General features: G+C 60.8%; 13 protein-coding genes. 11 read left to right on the plus strand and 2 right to left on the minus strand.

All coding sequences use genetic code 11. The annotated features are described in order from the left end of the window. The 11 genes from acs to infB all read left to right on the plus strand — a co-directional run. Positions 1–1911: acetate--CoA ligase (gene acs, locus ACP15N_RS18425; protein ID WP_425093215.1), on the plus strand; the 1911-nt coding region annotated here is incomplete at its 5' end. A 5-nt stretch (positions 1912–1916) separates the two neighbouring features. After that, positions 1917–2600 (plus strand): adenylate kinase, encoded by a 684-nt coding sequence (locus ACP15N_RS18430; RefSeq protein WP_425093782.1) that lies wholly within the window; start codon positions 1917–1919, stop codon positions 2598–2600. Between the two features lie 52 nt (positions 2601–2652). Next, positions 2653–2910 (plus strand): DUF4212 domain-containing protein, encoded by a 258-nt coding sequence (locus ACP15N_RS18435; protein ID WP_425093783.1) that lies wholly within the window; start codon positions 2653–2655, stop codon positions 2908–2910. Positions 2911–2928: 18 nt separating this feature from the next. Next, positions 2929–4695: a sodium:solute symporter family protein gene (locus tag ACP15N_RS18440; protein WP_425093784.1), complete on the plus strand. Its 1767-nt coding sequence runs from the start codon at positions 2929–2931 to the stop codon at positions 4693–4695. 109 nt (positions 4696–4804) lie between these two features. Further along, positions 4805–6622 carry a DUF294 nucleotidyltransferase-like domain-containing protein gene (locus ACP15N_RS18445; RefSeq protein ID WP_425093785.1) on the plus strand — a complete coding sequence of 606 codons (1818 nt, stop codon included), beginning with the start codon at positions 4805–4807 and terminating at the stop codon, positions 6620–6622. A gap of 10 nt (positions 6623–6632) precedes the next feature. Then, complete coding sequence (locus ACP15N_RS18450) at positions 6633–7148, plus strand: hypothetical protein (protein WP_425093786.1); 516 nt, start codon at positions 6633–6635, stop codon at positions 7146–7148. Positions 7149–7179: 31 nt separating this feature from the next. Beyond that, complete coding sequence (locus ACP15N_RS18455; protein WP_425093787.1) at positions 7180–8640, plus strand: exonuclease domain-containing protein; 1461 nt, start codon at positions 7180–7182, stop codon at positions 8638–8640. A gap of 139 nt (positions 8641–8779) precedes the next feature. Next, positions 8780–9370 carry a ribosome maturation factor RimP gene (gene rimP, locus ACP15N_RS18460; RefSeq protein ID WP_425093788.1) on the plus strand — a complete coding sequence of 197 codons (591 nt, stop codon included), beginning with the start codon at positions 8780–8782 and terminating at the stop codon, positions 9368–9370. Positions 9371–9381: 11 nt separating this feature from the next. Continuing rightward, positions 9382–11157, plus strand: a complete 1776-nt coding sequence (gene nusA / locus ACP15N_RS18465; protein ID WP_425093790.1) for a transcription termination factor NusA — start codon at positions 9382–9384, stop codon at positions 11155–11157. A 22-nt stretch (positions 11158–11179) separates the two neighbouring features. After that, positions 11180–11818, plus strand: a complete 639-nt coding sequence (locus ACP15N_RS18470) for an RNA-binding protein (RefSeq protein WP_425093791.1) — start codon at positions 11180–11182, stop codon at positions 11816–11818. Then, positions 11815–14310 carry a translation initiation factor IF-2 gene (gene infB / locus ACP15N_RS18475; protein WP_425093792.1) on the plus strand — a complete coding sequence of 832 codons (2496 nt, stop codon included), beginning with the start codon at positions 11815–11817 and terminating at the stop codon, positions 14308–14310. The genes ACP15N_RS18470 and infB overlap by 4 nt, the downstream gene beginning before the upstream one ends. A 334-nt stretch (positions 14311–14644) precedes the next feature. Here the strand turns inward: infB and mutT are convergent, their stop codons facing one another. Both mutT and argJ read right to left on the minus strand, forming a co-directional pair. Further along, positions 14645–15043 carry an 8-oxo-dGTP diphosphatase MutT gene (mutT, locus tag ACP15N_RS18480; RefSeq protein WP_425093793.1) on the minus strand — a complete coding sequence of 133 codons (399 nt, stop codon included), beginning with the start codon at positions 15041–15043 and terminating at the stop codon, positions 14645–14647. Further along, a complete protein-coding gene (gene argJ / locus ACP15N_RS18485) occupies positions 15040–16359 on the minus strand; it encodes a bifunctional glutamate N-acetyltransferase/amino-acid acetyltransferase ArgJ (protein WP_425093794.1) in 1320 nt (439 codons plus the stop codon). The genes mutT and argJ overlap by 4 nt, the downstream gene beginning before the upstream one ends. Between the last annotated feature and the right edge of the window lie 12 nt (positions 16360–16371).

Below are 16371 nucleotides of genomic sequence, written 5' to 3' on the forward strand. Positions count from 1 at the left end.
ACCGCGCATATTGATGCGGATCGTTATGCTGAGATGTATGCGGCTTCGGTTTCGGATCCGGAGGGGTTCTGGGGCGAGCATGGGCGCTCTCTGGACTGGATCAAGCCCTATACGAAGGTGAAGGACACGTCCTTTGCGCATGACGACGTGCATGTGCGCTGGTTCGAGGATGGCACGCTGAATGTGGCGGCCAACTGCATTGACCGGCACCTGGCGACCCGCGGCGACCAGACCGCGATCATCTTCGAGCCCGACGATCCCGAAGAGCCCGCGCAGCACATCACCTACACCGCGCTGCACCGCTCGGTCTGCAAGATGGCCAACGTTCTGGAAGACCTCGGCGTGCGCAAGGGCGACCGGGTGATCCTGTATCTCCCGATGATCCCCGAGGCGGCCTATGCGATGCTGGCCTGCGCGCGCATCGGCGCGATCCACTCGATCGTGTTCGCGGGCTTCTCGCCGGACGCGCTGGCCGCGCGCATCAATGGCGCGGATGCCAAGCTGGTGATCACCGCCGACTACGCCCCGCGCGGCGGCCGTCAGACCCCGCTCAAGTCCAACGCGGATGCCGCCCTGCTGCACACCAAGGACGACGTCAAGATGCTGGTGGTCAAGCGCACCGGCGGGCAGACCACCTGGGTCGACGGGCGCGATTTCGACTATAACGAGCTGATGCTGGAGGCGGACGAGGTCCAGCGCCCGGTCGAGGTCGAGGCCGAACACCCATTGTTCATCCTTTACACCTCCGGCTCCACCGGCCAGCCCAAGGGCGTCGTGCATTCCTCGGGCGGGTACCTGCTCTATGCGGCGATGACCCAGAAATACGTCTTCGACGTGCATGAGGGCGACATCTACTGGTGCACGGCGGATGTGGGCTGGGTCACGGGCCACAGCTACATCGTCTACGGGCCGCTGGCCAATGGCGGCACCACGGTGATGTTCGAGGGCGTGCCGACCTACCCCGATGCCAGCCGGTTCTGGGAAGTGTGCGACAAGCACAAGGTCACCCAGTTCTACACCGCCCCCACCGCGATCCGCGCGCTGATGGCCAAAGGGCCGGAGTTCGTCGAGAAGTGCGACCTGAGCACGCTCAGGGTGCTGGGCACGGTCGGCGAGCCGATCAACCCCGAGGCCTGGAACTGGTACAATGACCTCGTCGGCAAGGGCAAATGCCCGATCGTCGACACCTGGTGGCAGACCGAGACCGGCGGCCACCTGCTGACCCCGCTGCCGGGCGCCACGGCGCTCAAGCCCGGCTCGGCCACGACCCCGTTCTTCGGCGTCCAGCCGGTGGTCCTGGACCCCCATTCGGGCGAGGAGATCCACGAGACGACGGCCGAGGGCGTGCTCTGCCTCAAGGACAGCTGGCCGGGCCAGATGCGCACGGTCTACGGCGATCACGAGCGCTTCGTGAAGACCTACTTCTCTGACTACAAGGGGTATTACTTCTCGGGCGATGGCTGCCGCCGCGACGCGGATGGCTATTACTGGATCACCGGCCGGGTCGATGACGTGATCAACGTCTCGGGCCACCGGATGGGCACCGCCGAAGTGGAATCCGCGTTGGTGGCGCATGCCAAGGTGGCCGAAGCCGCCGTGGTCGGCTACCCGCATGACATCAAGGGCCAGGGCATCTACTGCTACGTGACCCTGATGAACGGCGAGGAACCCTCGGAGGAGCTCCGCAAGGAGCTGCGCACCTGGGTCCGCACCGAGATCGGTCCCATCGCCGCCCCGGACCTCATCCAATGGGCCCCCGGCCTGCCGAAAACCCGCTCCGGCAAGATCATGCGCCGCATCCTGCGCAAGATCGCCGAAGACGACTTCGGCGCCCTCGGAGACACATCAACCCTCGCAGACCCATCCGTCGTCGACGACCTCATCAACAACAGAATGAACAAAAAGGACTGAGGGCAATGGACGGATCAACCATCACAAAGACCGTGAATGTCATCCTGCTTGGCCCTCCTGGGGCCGGCAAGGGAACACAGGCCCGTATGCTCGAAGAAAAGTTCGGGCTCGTGCAGCTGTCCACCGGCGATTTGTTGCGGGCAGCGGTCGCATCGGGATCCGAAGCCGGAAAGGCCGCCAAAGCGGTCATGGAATCCGGTGGACTGGTCTCGGACGAGATCGTTCTGGCGATCCTGAAGGATCGTCTGGGCGATGATGATGTCAAGTCCGGTGTCATCCTCGATGGCTTTCCACGCACCACGGCCCAGGCCGAAGCGTTGGACGAGTTGCTCAAGGAAACCGGGCAGACAATCGACGCAGCGATCTCGCTCGAGGTCGATGACGAGGCGATGGTCGGTCGCATCTCGGGCCGCTTTACCTGCGGTGCGTGTGGCGAAGGCTATCACGACGATTTCAAACCCACGGCAGTTGCCGGGGTTTGTGAAAAATGCGGCGGAACGGACATGAAGCGCCGGGCCGACGACAATGCTGAGACGGTGCGCGAGCGGCTGAAAGCCTATCACGCCCAGACGGCACCCCTGATCACCTATTACGAGCAGCAAGGCAGCTTGTCCAAAGTCGATGCGATGGCGTCGATCGACGACGTCAAGGCATCGCTGGATGGGCTCGTGGCAGGGATTACGGGTTAGAGGAACCGGGGGGTTCCGCGCGGAACCCCTAATTTTGGAAAGGGAGAGAGTCATGTCGGACAACTCTGACAGCAACGGCTACTGGGCGGCCAATATTCGCCTTGTGAAAATCTGCCTCGTAATCTGGGCGACTGTGTCGTTCGGATTTGGCATTCTACTGCGCCCGCTTCTTTCGGGCATCCCGGTGGGAGGAACGGACCTCGGCTTTTGGTTCGCACAGCAGGGATCGATCCTCGTATTCCTGGCACTGATCTTCTTCTACGCCTGGCGCATGAACGGCCTCGACAAAGAATTCGGCGTCGAAGAGTAATCCGAGGGACACGGAACAATGGATCAGTTTACCCTGAACTTGCTGGTGGTTGGCGCGACTTTTGCGCTTTACATCGGCATCGCGATCTGGGCCCGGGCGGGTTCCACATCTGAATTCTACGCCGCCGGTCGCGGCGTTCACCCGGTCACCAACGGTATGGCGACAGCGGCAGACTGGATGTCTGCAGCCTCGTTCATCTCGATGGCAGGCCTCATCGCCTTCACCGGCTATGACAACAGCTCCTTCCTGATGGGTTGGACCGGTGGTTACGTGCTTCTGGCGCTGCTGCTTGCCCCTTACCTGCGTAAGTTCGGCAAGTTCACCGTTCCGGAATTCATCGGTGACCGCTTCTACAGCCCGACCGCGCGCATGGTTGCTGTGATCTGCCTGATCGTCGCGTCGGTCACTTACGTGATTGGCCAGATGACAGGCGTTGGCGTTGCCTTTTCCCGCTTCCTTGAAGTGGACAATGCAACGGGCCTGTTCATCGGTGCCGGCGTTGTGTTCTGCTACGCGGTTCTCGGCGGCATGAAGGGTGTGACCTACACCCAGGTTGCTCAGTACTGCGTTCTGATCACGGCCTACACCATCCCTGCGGTCTTCATCTCGCTGCAACTGACCGGCAACCCGATCCCGGGTCTGGGACTGTTCGGTGAGCATGTTGCATCCGGCGAGCCGCTTCTTCAGAAGCTCGACGGACTTGTGCAGGAACTGGGCTTTGCCTCCTACACCGGACACCATGCCGACACGCTGAACATGGTTCTGTTCACGATCTCGCTGATGATCGGTACGGCTGGTCTGCCGCACGTCATCATGCGCTTCTTCACGGTGCCGAAAGTGGCTGACGCGCGGTGGTCCGCGGGCTGGACGCTGGTTTTCATCGCCCTGCTGTACCTCACGGCTCCTGCTGTTGGTGCGATGGCGCGCGTGAACCTGATCGACACGGTCTATCCGAACGGCACTCAGTCCGAACCGCTGGAGTACGAGCAGCGTCCTGACTGGATGAAGAACTGGGAAATCACCGGTCTTCTGAAGTTCGAAGACAAGAACGGGGACGGCCGGATCCAGTGGTACAACGACGGATCCGAAGCCTATGCCGCAACGGCTGCCGAGCGCGGCTGGCAGGGCTCCGAGCTGAGCGTGAACCGGGACATCCTCGTTCTGGCGAACCCCGAGATTGCGCAGCTTCCGGGCTGGGTCATCGCGGTGGTCGCAGCTGGTGGTCTTGCAGCGGCTCTGTCTACAGCGGCGGGTCTGTTGCTGGCGATCTCGTCTGCGGTGTCTCATGACCTGTTCAAAGGTCAGCTGACCCCGAACATGTCCGAGAAAAGCGAGCTTCTGACAGCGCGGATCTCGATGGCTGTTGCCATTGGTGTGGCCACGTATCTTGGGCTTAATCCTCCGGGATTTGCGGCCCAAACCGTGGCCTTGGCCTTCGGTCTGGCAGCGGCGTCCCTGTTCCCCGCGTTGATGATGGGTATCTTCTCGAAAACCATCAACAACAAGGGTGCAGTTGCCGGTATGCTGGTCGGTCTGGTCACGACACTGATCTACATCTTCCTGCACAAGGGCTGGTTCTTCATCCCGGGCACCAACACCTTTGATGACAGCGATCCGCTTCTGCTGACCATCAAGTCGACTTCGTTCGGCGCGGTTGGTGCGGCACTGAACTTCGTCACGGCCTATTTCGTGTCGAAGTCGACCGAGCCGGTTCCGCAGGACATCGTCGAACTGGTCGAAAGCGTTCGTATCCCCAAGGGTGCAGGCGCAGCAGTCGATCACTAAGATCAGCGTCGAGGGGGGCGTCCCCCGTCCTCCTCTGCGTCAAACGACTGCGCGCTCCGGTTTTCTGCCGGGGCGCGCTTTTTTCTAACGAAAGGGTCCTTCCGCAATGATGCACGACGTTTCGCAGATCACATCATTTCTTGCGCGCGTTCATCCGTATGATGCGCTTTCGGCAGAAGAACTTGCCGATGTCGCAGGGGCGATTGAGGTGGTCTCGGTTCCGGCCGATGCGTCCGTTTACGATGTCGGTGATACGCTGAAGGGTCTGTACGTTGTTGCCGAAGGGGAGGTCAGCGTTTCCGACGCCTCCGGTGCGCAGGTGTCTCAACTTGGGTCCGGAAACAGTTTTGCGGAACGCGGGCTCAGCCGCGATGGCAAGGCCGTGACTGCCGCCAAGGCCGTTACCGACGCGCAACTCTTTCTTCTGCCGGCGTCGGTTTTCCACCGTCTGGTCAAGGAAAACCCGTCGGTTGCCAAATTCTTCAAGCGTTCGCGCACGGGCGACAGCCGCAAGACCGATCTGTCCACTGCGCGGATTTCGGAACTCATGTCACGACAGGTGATTGGGGTGACGCCCGGGCAGTCGGTTCAGCGGGCGGCACAGGTCATGCGCGAACGGGGTGTGTCCTCGCTTGCGGTAGTAGACGGCGGACGCCTCGTTGGCATCGTCACGGTTCGCGATATGACCCGGGCCCTGGCCGATGGGGTCTCTCCCGAGGAGAAGGTAACCACGCTAATGACTGCCGATCCCGTAAGTCTGCCGCCCGAGGCGTTGGGAACGGATGTCCTGCACACGATGCTGGAACGTCGGATCGGGCATCTGCCCATAACGGACAAGGGGACGCTGGTCGGGATCGTCACGCAGACAGACCTGATCAGGTTTCAGGCCCTGAGTTCCGCACAGCTTGTCTACGACGCGGCGCATGCTGCAGACAGTGCCGAGATCGCCCGCGTGACCCAACGGCTGCCGGAGCTTCTGGCGCAGTTGGTCGGGGCGGGAAATCCGCACGAGGTTGTCACGCGCCTGATCACCGATATCGCCGATGCAGCCACCCGTCGCCTGCTTACGCTTGCCGAGGCCGCGCTTGGCGCGCCGCCTGTCCCTTACCTGTGGCTGGCCTGCGGATCGCAGGGCCGACAGGAACAGACCGGTGTCTCGGATCAGGACAATTGCCTGATCATCGACGATGCCATGCAACCCGAACACGACGCGTATTTCAAAGCACTGTCGAAGTTTGTCTCTGATGGGTTGGACCATGCCGGGTATTTCTATTGTCCAGGCGATATGATGGCGACGGCGGACCGCTGGCGGCAGCCTCTGGCGGTTTGGAAAGACTATTTCGCAAAGTGGATAGCAAAGCCCGACAACGAAGCGCAGATGCTTGCTTCTGTGATGTTCGACCTGAGACCCATAGGGGGCACGACCGCGTTGTTTGATGATCTGCGGGAAGCGACGCTCAGAAGCGCGGCCTCCAACAGCATCTTCGTCGCGCACATGGTCTCGAACTCGCTCAAGCACACACCCCCGTTGGGGATGTTTCGCGGCTTCGCAACGATCAAATCAGGCGAACACAAGAACCAGATAGACCTCAAGCACAATGGCGTGGTGCCGATCGTGGATCTGGGGCGCGTCTACGCACTTCAGGGGCAATTGACGGCCGTCAACACACGTGCCCGGCTGGTCGAGGCGCAGGAGCAGGGCATCATTTCGAAGTCCGGGGCGCATGATCTTCTGGATGCCTACGACCTGGTGGCAGAAACACGGCTCAACCATCAGGCCGCACAGATCAGGGCCGGGGCCAAGCCCGACAATTTCATGGCGCCGACCAGTCTCTCGGATTTCGAGCGCAGCCACCTGCGTGACGCGTTCGTGGTGGTGCGCACCATGCAATCCGCTGTAGGCCAGGGTAAGGGTGCACTCGGATGATAGGACACGCATGTTTCTGGAATTAGTCGCGACATTTTCCATCGGATTCGGGGCTGCCGGCCTTGTCCTGTTGCTCAACTGGATCTCCGGTGGACGGCTGCCACGGGCGATGCTGCCCATCAGTGCAGGCCTGGCGATGATCGGCTTCACGATCTGGAGCGAGTACAGTTGGTACCCGCGCACTCTGGCGCAGTTGCCCGACGGCGTGGAAGTTCTGGTCGCCCACGAGCAACAGGCATTTTATCAGCCGTGGAGCTACGTGAAGCCCTTCGTGAACCGCTTTCTCGCCGTGGATATGGGCAGGGCGCTTCGCAATGAAAATCAACCGGATCAGGTCATCGTCCCGCTCGTTTCGATGGAAAGGTGGCAATTCGGCAGTGAGGTGCCGGTTATCGTGGATTGCGCTGAGTCAAGGCGCGCAGCCATGGCAGACGGTATGGAATTTGATGAACAGGGTGCACCCGTTGGTGCCGACTGGTTTCCCATGGAGGAAGGGGATCCATTGAGGGAGGCCGTCTGCGCCTGAACAGCCAAAGCCCTGAGGGGGGGCTTACGCCATGTTTGATACACTGAGTCTTCGGTTTCGCGTCTTTCTGTTTTTCGCGTTTGTTGCCTTGGGGGGGGTCGCGGCGGTTTGTGCTGCCCTCTGGCTCGGGTATCGGCAATTGGCAGAGCCGGAGGCATTGTCGGCCTTCGTGACCTCCGGTGCGGTGGCGGCGTTCGTCATTGTCGGCCTCGTGACATGGGTCTGGATGCTGTTTGACGAGAATGTCGCGAAGGCCGTGGACCGGCTTGCCACGGACATGCGAGCGCGGGCGCACGCGGATATCGAAAGCGATCTGGACCAGAAAACTGCCAAGTATCTTGGTGATCTGGCCCCTGCGGCGGCAGCTGTCACGTCCAACCTGACCGAAATGAAGAACGGCCTCGCGCAACAGGTGATGCGCGAGACGACCCGGGTTTCGGCGGAAAAATCACACCTTCAGGCGGTCTTGTCAGATCTGCCCACCGGGGTGGTGATCGCAACGGCTGGACATCAGGTCGTGTTCTACAACGGTCGCGCCAGAACCCTGCTGGAACGTTGTGGCGCAGTGGGGCTCGATCGGTCCCTGGCGGGACTGCTGGGCGCAGCTCCGATCGAGGCGGCCTATGCTCAGTTGCTGGAGGCCCCGCGCGAAGCCTGTGCCGATCTGCGCATCGATATTCCTGAGAAACGGCTGCGGCTCGGTGTTGGGATGCGTCTGCTGGAGCCGCTTCCCGATAGTGATCAGGCACCGGCATATGTGCTGACACTGCGCGAGGCGCCGCTCACCGACATGCCCTGCGGCACGCATATTCCGGTGCCGCGTGAAGCGGTCTTTGATTTCCAGCTGATGCACGCGCGTCCCTCGAAGGATGTGATGGAGCATCGATTGGACGAGCTTTGCTATGTTATTTTCGATACCGAGACGACCGGTCTCATGCCAGATCGCGGCGATGAGGTGTGCCAGATCGCGGCCACGCGCGTGATCGGTGGCAAGATGGTCAAGGGCGAAATTCTGGACACGCTTGTTAATCCGGGTCGCAAGATCCCACTTTCCTCCACGAACGTTCACGGTATCACGGATGCGATGGTCGAAAACGCACCGGATTTTGCGACTGCCGGGCGCGCATTTCACGATTTTGCCGACGGTGCGGTACTTCTCGCGCACAACGCGCCGTTCGACATGGCGTTCTTCTACCGTGCGCAGGCAAAGATCGGGGCCCGGTTCGATCATCCGGTGCTGGATACGGTGCTTTTGTCGGCGGTGCTTTATGGACAGAACGCGGAGCATTCACTGGATGCGATTGCAGACCGGCTTGAGGTGTCCATCCCCGAGGAGGCACGCCACACCGCCCTTGGTGATGCACTGGCGACAACGGAGGTGTTCCTGAAGATGTTGCCGATGCTCAAAGCGCGAGGGATCGAAACCTTCGGCGACCTGCTGGCGGAGACTCGCAAGCACGGACGGCTGCTTGAGGACCTGAACACCGCCTGACTGACAGGCCTTGTATTGGCGAAGATTCGGGCGTATATGCCCGATCAACAGCGGCGGTGCAGGTCCACACTGCGCCCCACCGGAACACAATCGCGGGCCGCTCGGCCCGTTTTTTTGTTTTAGACCCAAGGAAAACGTCGTGAGCGAACTGATCGCCAAGACCATGATGGACCAGCGCCTTGCCGGGATCGTTCAGCCCGTGATCGAGGATCTGGGCTATGAATTGGTGCGCCTGCGGTTGATGAGCGGCAAGACCCGGTTGCTCCAGATCATGGCGGACAAGCCCGATGGGGGGATCGAAGTGGATGACTGCGCCGCGATTTCAACGGCGGTCTCCGCAATCCTCGATGTCGAAGACCCGATCGAGGATGAGTATACGCTCGAAGTGTCCTCCCCGGGAATTGACCGGCCGCTGACACGCCTCAAGGATTTCGCTGCCTGGGTCGGATACGAGGCGAAAATAGAGACAACAGAGTTGATCGACGGTCGTCGCCGGTTCAAAGGCGCGCTTGCGGGTATCGAGGGCGACGAGGTCCTGATCGAGATCGAAGAAGGCACCATCGGACTGAAGTTCGAGTGGTTGAGCGATGCAAAACTCGTTCTGACCGATGACCTGATCCGAGATGTCCTGCGCGCGCGCAAGGATGCGGGTGAGGTCGACGAAGCGCAGTTTGACGAAATACAGACCATCATTGATGGCGAAGACGAGACACCGGCGAATACCGCCTAAGGGAGAGACAGATGGCCATTACCTCTGCAAACCAGCTTGAGCTTTTGCAAACCGCCGAGGCAGTCGCGCGGGAAAAGATGATCGATCCCGAACTGGTGATCGAAGCGATGGAAGAAAGCCTCGCCCGGGCAGCGAAGTCCCGCTACGGCGCGGAGATGGACATCCGCGTCTCCATCGACCGCAAGACCGGCGTGGCGACCTTCACCCGCGTGCGCACCGTGTCCGATGACGAAGAGCTTGAGAATTACCAAGCAGAGATGACAGTGCAATCAGCATTGGAAACTGCAAAGGCACAGAAGTCTGACATCATCGTCGTTTCTGGTGTGCGCGAGGTTTTTGATCCGGAAACCGAAACGTCCGAGAAGTTCCCGAACCGCCGGTTCCTGTTGCGCAAACCCACTGAGTTGGACCGCGCGCTGGCAGAAGGTGTTGACCAGGACACGCCACCGCAAGTCGGTGACGAACTGGTCGATCAAGTGCCACCGGTCGAGATGGGCCGGATCGCGGCCCAATCGGCCAAGCAGGTAATCCTGCAAAAAGTGCGCGAGGCGGAGCGGGATCGTCAGTTCGAAGAATTCAAGGACCGCGCGGGCACCATTATCAACGGTGTCGTCAAGCGCGAGGAATATGGCAATGTCATCGTGGACATCGGCCGTGGCGAAGGCGTTCTGCGCCGGAACGAGAAAATCGGCCGCGAAAGCTATCGCCCCAATGACCGCATCCGTTGCTACATCAAGGACGTGCGTCGCGAAACGCGTGGGCCGCAGATTTTCCTGAGCCGTACCGCGCCGGAATTCATGGCAGAGCTTTTCAAGATGGAAGTGCCCGAGATCTACGACGGCATCATCGACATCAAGGCTGTGGCCCGTGATCCGGGCAGCCGGGCGAAGATTGCCGTTATTTCCTACGACAACTCCATCGACCCGGTCGGGGCCTGCGTTGGTATGCGCGGCTCGCGTGTGCAGGCGGTTGTGAACGAGCTACAGGGTGAGAAGATCGACATCATCCCGTGGAACGAAGATCAGCCAACTTTCCTTGTGAACGCGTTGCAGCCCGCCGAGGTGTCCAAGGTTGTTTTGGACGAAGACGCCGAGCGGATCGAAGTGGTCGTCCCGGACGAGCAGCTTAGCCTCGCGATCGGTCGTCGCGGCCAGAATGTGCGCCTCGCCTCTCAGCTTACCGGTCTCGATATCGACATCATGACCGAGGCGGAGGAATCCGAACGTCGTCAAGCTGAGTTCGCGCAACGCACCAATATGTTTGTCGAGACCCTCGATGTGGATGAGGTGCTTGCGCAGCTTCTGGTGTCAGAAGGCTTCACGTCCCTCGAAGAGGTTGCGTATGTTGAGCAGGACGAGCTTCTGGTGATCGACGGGTTCGACGAGGACACTGCCGAAGAGCTTCAAACCCGAGCGCGCGAGCATCTTGAGGAGCAAGCCCGCAAGGCGCTTGAACGCGCCCGCGAACTGGGTGTCGAGGACAGTCTTATTGATTTTGACGGTCTCACACCCCAGATGCTGGAAGCGCTTGCGGAAGACGGTGTCAAAACCCTTGAGGATTTCGCGACCTGTGCGGATTGGGAACTGGCTGGCGGCTGGACCACGGTCGATGGTGAGCGCGTCAAGGATGATGGCGTTCTTGAACAATTCGACGTGTCCCTCGAAGAGGCACAGAACCTCATCATGACTGCGCGTGTGGCGATTGGCTGGGTAGACCCCGAGGATCTGGTCGCCGATACATCCGAGAGCGCGGACGACGCCGCCGAGACGGAGGAGGCGCAGGCCTGAGCCGGGTCAGCGGGTCGGATCGATGGGTCGCGGCGGCGCAGATAAAGACCGGGAGGCCGGGGCGGAGCGCAAGTGCATCGCCACCGGCGCGGTTTGGCCAAAGGCCGAGTTGATCCGGTTTGTCGTGGGGCCCGATGGTGCCATCGTCCCGGACATTGCGGGCAAGCTGCCGGGACGTGGGATCTGGGTTCGGGCGACACGAACCGCACTGGACACGGCTGTGTCCCGCAAGCTGTTTGCCCGCGGCGCAAAGCGTGCAGTTGAAGTGGCGCCAGACCTGCCCGATCAGGTCGAAGCCCTTCTTCTGGCGCGCGTGATTTCCCTCCTTGCGCTCAGTCGCAAGGCCGGTGAGGCCGTGATGGGCTTTGAGAAGGTCAAAAGCTGGCTGGTCTCCGGCGAAGCTGCCGTTCTATTGCAGGCCTCCGACGGGTCTGAACGCGGCAAAACGAAATTACGGCCCCCCGGTGGGCCGGAGACGTATATCGGCTGGTTGTCCGCCCGGGAAATGGGTTTGGCATTTGGCCGCGATAGTGTGATACATGGCGCCTTAACGGCTGGTGGACTCACAACACGTGTTGTAGAGGAAGCCACGCGGCTTTTGGGCGTCCGCGAAAATGATGTCGGCAGCGCTGCTGCCGGAAAGGATACGACAAGCGCATGAGCGATACAGACGGCAAGAAAACACTTGGTCTCCGCAGCGGTTCCCGGACCGGTCAGGTGAAGCAGAGCTTCAGCCACGGCCGGACCAAGAACGTTGTGGTCGAGACCAAGCGCAAGCGCGTTCTGGTGCCCAAGCCCGGAGCCCCAAAGTCGCAAGGCGGTGGCGCGTCTGCCAAACCGGCCACCGCGACCGATGCGGAGATGGAACGCCGTCTCAAGGCGCTGGCCGCCGCCAAGGCGCGTGAGTCCGAAGAAGAAGAACGCCGCGCTCAGGAAGCCCGCGAGCGCGAAGAAGAACGGGCGCGCCGCCGGGCCGATCTGGAGGCCAAGGAACGCGAGGAACGCGAACGCGAGGAGCGGGCCCGACAGAAGGCTGCCGAGGAAGAGGACGCACGCAAGCGTGAGGCTGCCGAAGCCAAGCGTGATGCTGCCAAGCCCAAGGCAGCGGATGCGCCTGCGGATGCTCCGGTTGACCCTGCGGCCGCGCAGGCCGCGGACGCTGCACGCACCGGCAAGGGACCAAGCCGCGCCAAGCCCGCCGATCGTGACCGCGAACGTCGCGAGAACAAGGGCGGCAAGGGCGGTGGCGACCGTCGGCGGTCGGGAAAACTGACCTTGAACCAGGCCTTGTCTGGGGATGGTGGCCGTCAGAAGTCGCTCGCTGCGATGAAGCGCAAGCAGGAACGCGAACGCCGCAAGGCGATGGGCGGGACGCAAGAGCGTGAGAAGGTCGTCCGCGATGTGCAGCTGCCCGAAGCCATCGTTGTGCAGGAACTGGCCAACCGCATGGCGGAACGTGTCGCCGACGTGGTCAAGGCGCTGATGAACAACGGTATCATGGCGACCCAGAACCAGTCTATCGACGCTGACACTGCCGAACTCATCATCGAAGAATTTGGCCACAAGGTGGTCCGGGTCTCGGATGCCGACGTCGAAGACGTGATCGACTCGGTTGACGACAAGGCCGAAGACCTGTCGCCACGCCCACCGGTCATCACCGTCATGGGCCATGTCGACCACGGCAAAACCTCTCTGCTGGACGCGATCCGGAACGCCAAGGTTGTCTCGGGCGAAGCTGGCGGGATCACGCAACATATCGGTGCGTATCAGGTCAAGACGGACAGTGGTCAGCTTCTGAGTTTCCTCGACACGCCCGGTCACGCTGCATTTACTTCCATGCGGGCCCGCGGCGCGCAGGTCACCGATATCGTTATCCTCGTGGTTGCCGCCGACGACGCCGTGATGCCGCAAACGATTGAGGCGATCAATCACGCGAAGGCCGCGCAGGTGCCGATGATCGTTGCGATCAACAAGATCGATAAGCCCGACGCAAATCCCGACAAAGTACGCACGGACCTGTTGCAGCACGAGGTGATCGTGGAACAGCTGTCCGGTGATGTTCAGGATGTCGAGGTTTCCGCGATCAGCGGTCAGGGCCTAGATACGCTGCTGGAGGCAGTTGCCTTGCAGGCGGAAATCCTTGAATTGAAGGCCAACCCGAACCGTGCTGCCTCTGGTGCCGTCATCGAAGCGCAGCTTGACGTTGGTCGTGGTCCGGTCGCGACGGTTCTCGTTCAGAACGGGACGTTGCGCCGCGGCGATATCTTCGTTGTCGGAGAGCAATGGGGCAAGGTGCGCGCGCTCATCAACGACAAGGGCGACCGTGTCGATGAAGCTGGCCCGTCGGTTCCGGTTGAAGTTCTGGGTTTGAACGGCACGCCGGAAGCGGGCGACGTTCTGAACGTTGTGGAAACAGAGGCGCAAGCGCGCGAAATCGCGGAATACCGCGAGAACGCCGCGAAAGAGCGCCGGGCTGCCGCAGGCGCCGCGACGACCCTCGACCAGCTTCTGGCCAAGGCCAAGGCGGACGAGAATGTCACCGAACTGCCGATCCTGATGAAAGCAGACGTGCAGGGCTCTGCCGAAGCAATCGTTCAGGCGATGGAGAAGATCGGAAATGACGAGGTGCGCGTGCGTGTCCTGCATTCCGGTGTTGGTGCGATCACCGAAAGTGATATCGGTTTGGCGGAAGCCTCTGGCGCGCCTGTGTTCGGCTTCAATGTACGGGCCAACGCGCCCGCGCGGAACGCGGCGCAGCAAAAGGGCGTGGAGATCCGGTATTACTCGGTGATTTATGACCTGGTCGATGACGTGAAAGCTGCGGCTTCAGGTTTGTTGAGCGCCGAAATTCGCGAGAATTTCATCGGCTATGCCGAGATCAAGGAGGTCTTCAAGGTCTCCGGTATTGGCAAGGTCGCCGGGTGTCTTGTAACCGAAGGCGTCGCGCGCCGTTCGGCGGGCGTACGGCTTCTGCGGGACAACGTGGTGATCCACGAAGGTACGCTCAAGACGCTTAAGCGCTTCAAGGATGAGGTTAAGGAAGTCCAGTCCGGGCAAGAGTGCGGCATGGCGTTCGAGAACTATGACGATATTCGCGCCGGCGATGTCATCGAGATTTTCGAGCGCGAGGAGGTCGAGCGTAACCTCGACTGATAATCCGAAACTCAAGAAAAAAAGAGGTGGCCCGGGCCACCTCTTTTTTTGGTTGGTGTAAAGTTGATCGGTTATGCAGTGCGACCGATCGGTATTCCTTTGAAAGTCCGCGTCCCGACACGCACAACAATGCGGCCATCTTCCAGAGCCTTAACGAAAAAGCCCTGGATCGACACGCAGCTTCCTAGAGTGATGGTACGAAGCATGGATGTCTCCAAGAGTGATGTTTCATGAAACTATCATCATTCGAGACACAATTCATTACAATTCCGCCACAAAAAGACGATTTTCCCGGGTTTTGTTGCGCAATTTTTGTGCGCGACGCGAATTTTATTTACAACCAGTCTCTCAGGATGGGAATCAGCGGGATGTCAGCGGCCGGCATTGGGTAGTCCCGTAAGGCATTCGCCTTCGCCCACGCAAGGGTCTGTCCTTCTTTCGGCTGTGGGATGCCTTCCCATTTGCGGCAAGCGAAAAGCGGCATCAAAAGGTGAAAGTCATCGTAGCTGTGCGACGCAAAGGTCAGCGGGGCCAGGCAGCTGTTCCAAGTCCCTATCCCAAGCTCTTCGCGCAGTTCCCGCACGAGACAGGCTTCGGGCGTTTCGCCGTGCTCGACCTTGCCACCTGGAAACTCCCACAAGCCGGCCATGGACTTGCCTTTGGGTCGCTGCGCCAGCAGTACCCGATTGTCGCGGTCAATCAGCGCGACGGCAGAGACAAGAACCATCTTCACGAGCGGTAGTCCGCGTTGATCTCGATATAGCGTTTGGTCAGATCGCATGTCCACATGGTTGCGCGTCCGTCACCCAGACCCATCTCGACCGCAACAGTGATCTCGGGTTGTTGCATGTAGGTGGCCCCTGCTTCTTCGGAGTAGCTACTTGCAACCCAACCGTTTTCCGCCACCAGAATGTCTCCGAACGAGATAGACAGGCGGTCGCGATCTGCCGCCGCGCCGGACTTGCCCACAGCCATGACGATCCGTCCCCAGTTCGGGTCCTCTCCGGCGATGGCTGTTTTGACGAGCGGTGAATTTGCAATGCTTTGGGCGACCTTCCATGCGTCTGCATCGGATGCGGCTTGGGTAACGCGCACCTCAATCAGTTTTGTCGCTCCTTCGCCGTCCCGAACCACCTGAAGAGCCAGATCGTGCATCACGCTTTCAAGCGCCGTGTCAAAGTACGCGGCCTCCGGACTGTCCGGATCGGTAATCTGCGCATTGCCAGCCTTGCCGGTTGCGGCGCAAAGCAGCGTATCCGAAGTCGACGTGTCTCCGTCTACGGTTATGGCATTGAAACTGCGGGCGTTGATCCTGGACACGAGCGTCTGAAGCGCGGTTTGCGTAATGGCAACGTCCGAGAAGATGTATACCAGCATCGTTGCCATGTGCGGTGCGATCATGCCGGACCCTTTTGCAATCCCGGCGACCTTCACCTCTGTTTCCCCGATCTGTGCAGTGGCGCTGGCCGCTTTGGGGTAGGTATCGGTTGTCATGATCGCTCGGGCCGCCGCGGGTAATCCGCGTGGATCGAGGCTAGCGTGCAGCGCCCCAATGCAGGACGTGATTTTCTCGTGAGGGAGTGGTTCGCCGATAACGCCCGTGGAGCTTGTAAAAATCCGGTCCTGCGGGAGTTTGAGCGTTTCGGACACCGCTGCGGTGACCACCGCGACAGTTTCTGATCCGGCACTGCCGGTAAAAGCGTTCGCGTTGCCGGAGTTTACGAGTATCGCGGCCCCCTCGGTGGCTGGGGAGCCCATCTTCCGTTCGCAGTCCAGAACGGGTGCTGAGCGGGTGGACGATGTGGTAAACACACCAGCGATTACAGAGCCGGGGGACACACGTGCGAGCATCACGTCATCGCGCCCCTGGTACTTCACGCCAGCCGCACAGGTTGCGAAGCTTGCCCCACCGATAACGGGCAATTCCGGAAATGCCTTCGGTGCCAAAGGCGACACCGCAGGGGCGACTGCCGGGCGCGCAGCGCGGCTGAGCCTGCGAAGACGGGCATCTTGTCGCCACGCCGCGCGACGTTCAAACCGTTCCAACATCATTGGTCCGTC

This window comes from Tropicimonas sp. S265A, assembly GCF_049800835.1.
In the GTDB taxonomy this organism is placed as follows: Bacteria; Pseudomonadota; Alphaproteobacteria; order Rhodobacterales; family Rhodobacteraceae; genus Dinoroseobacter.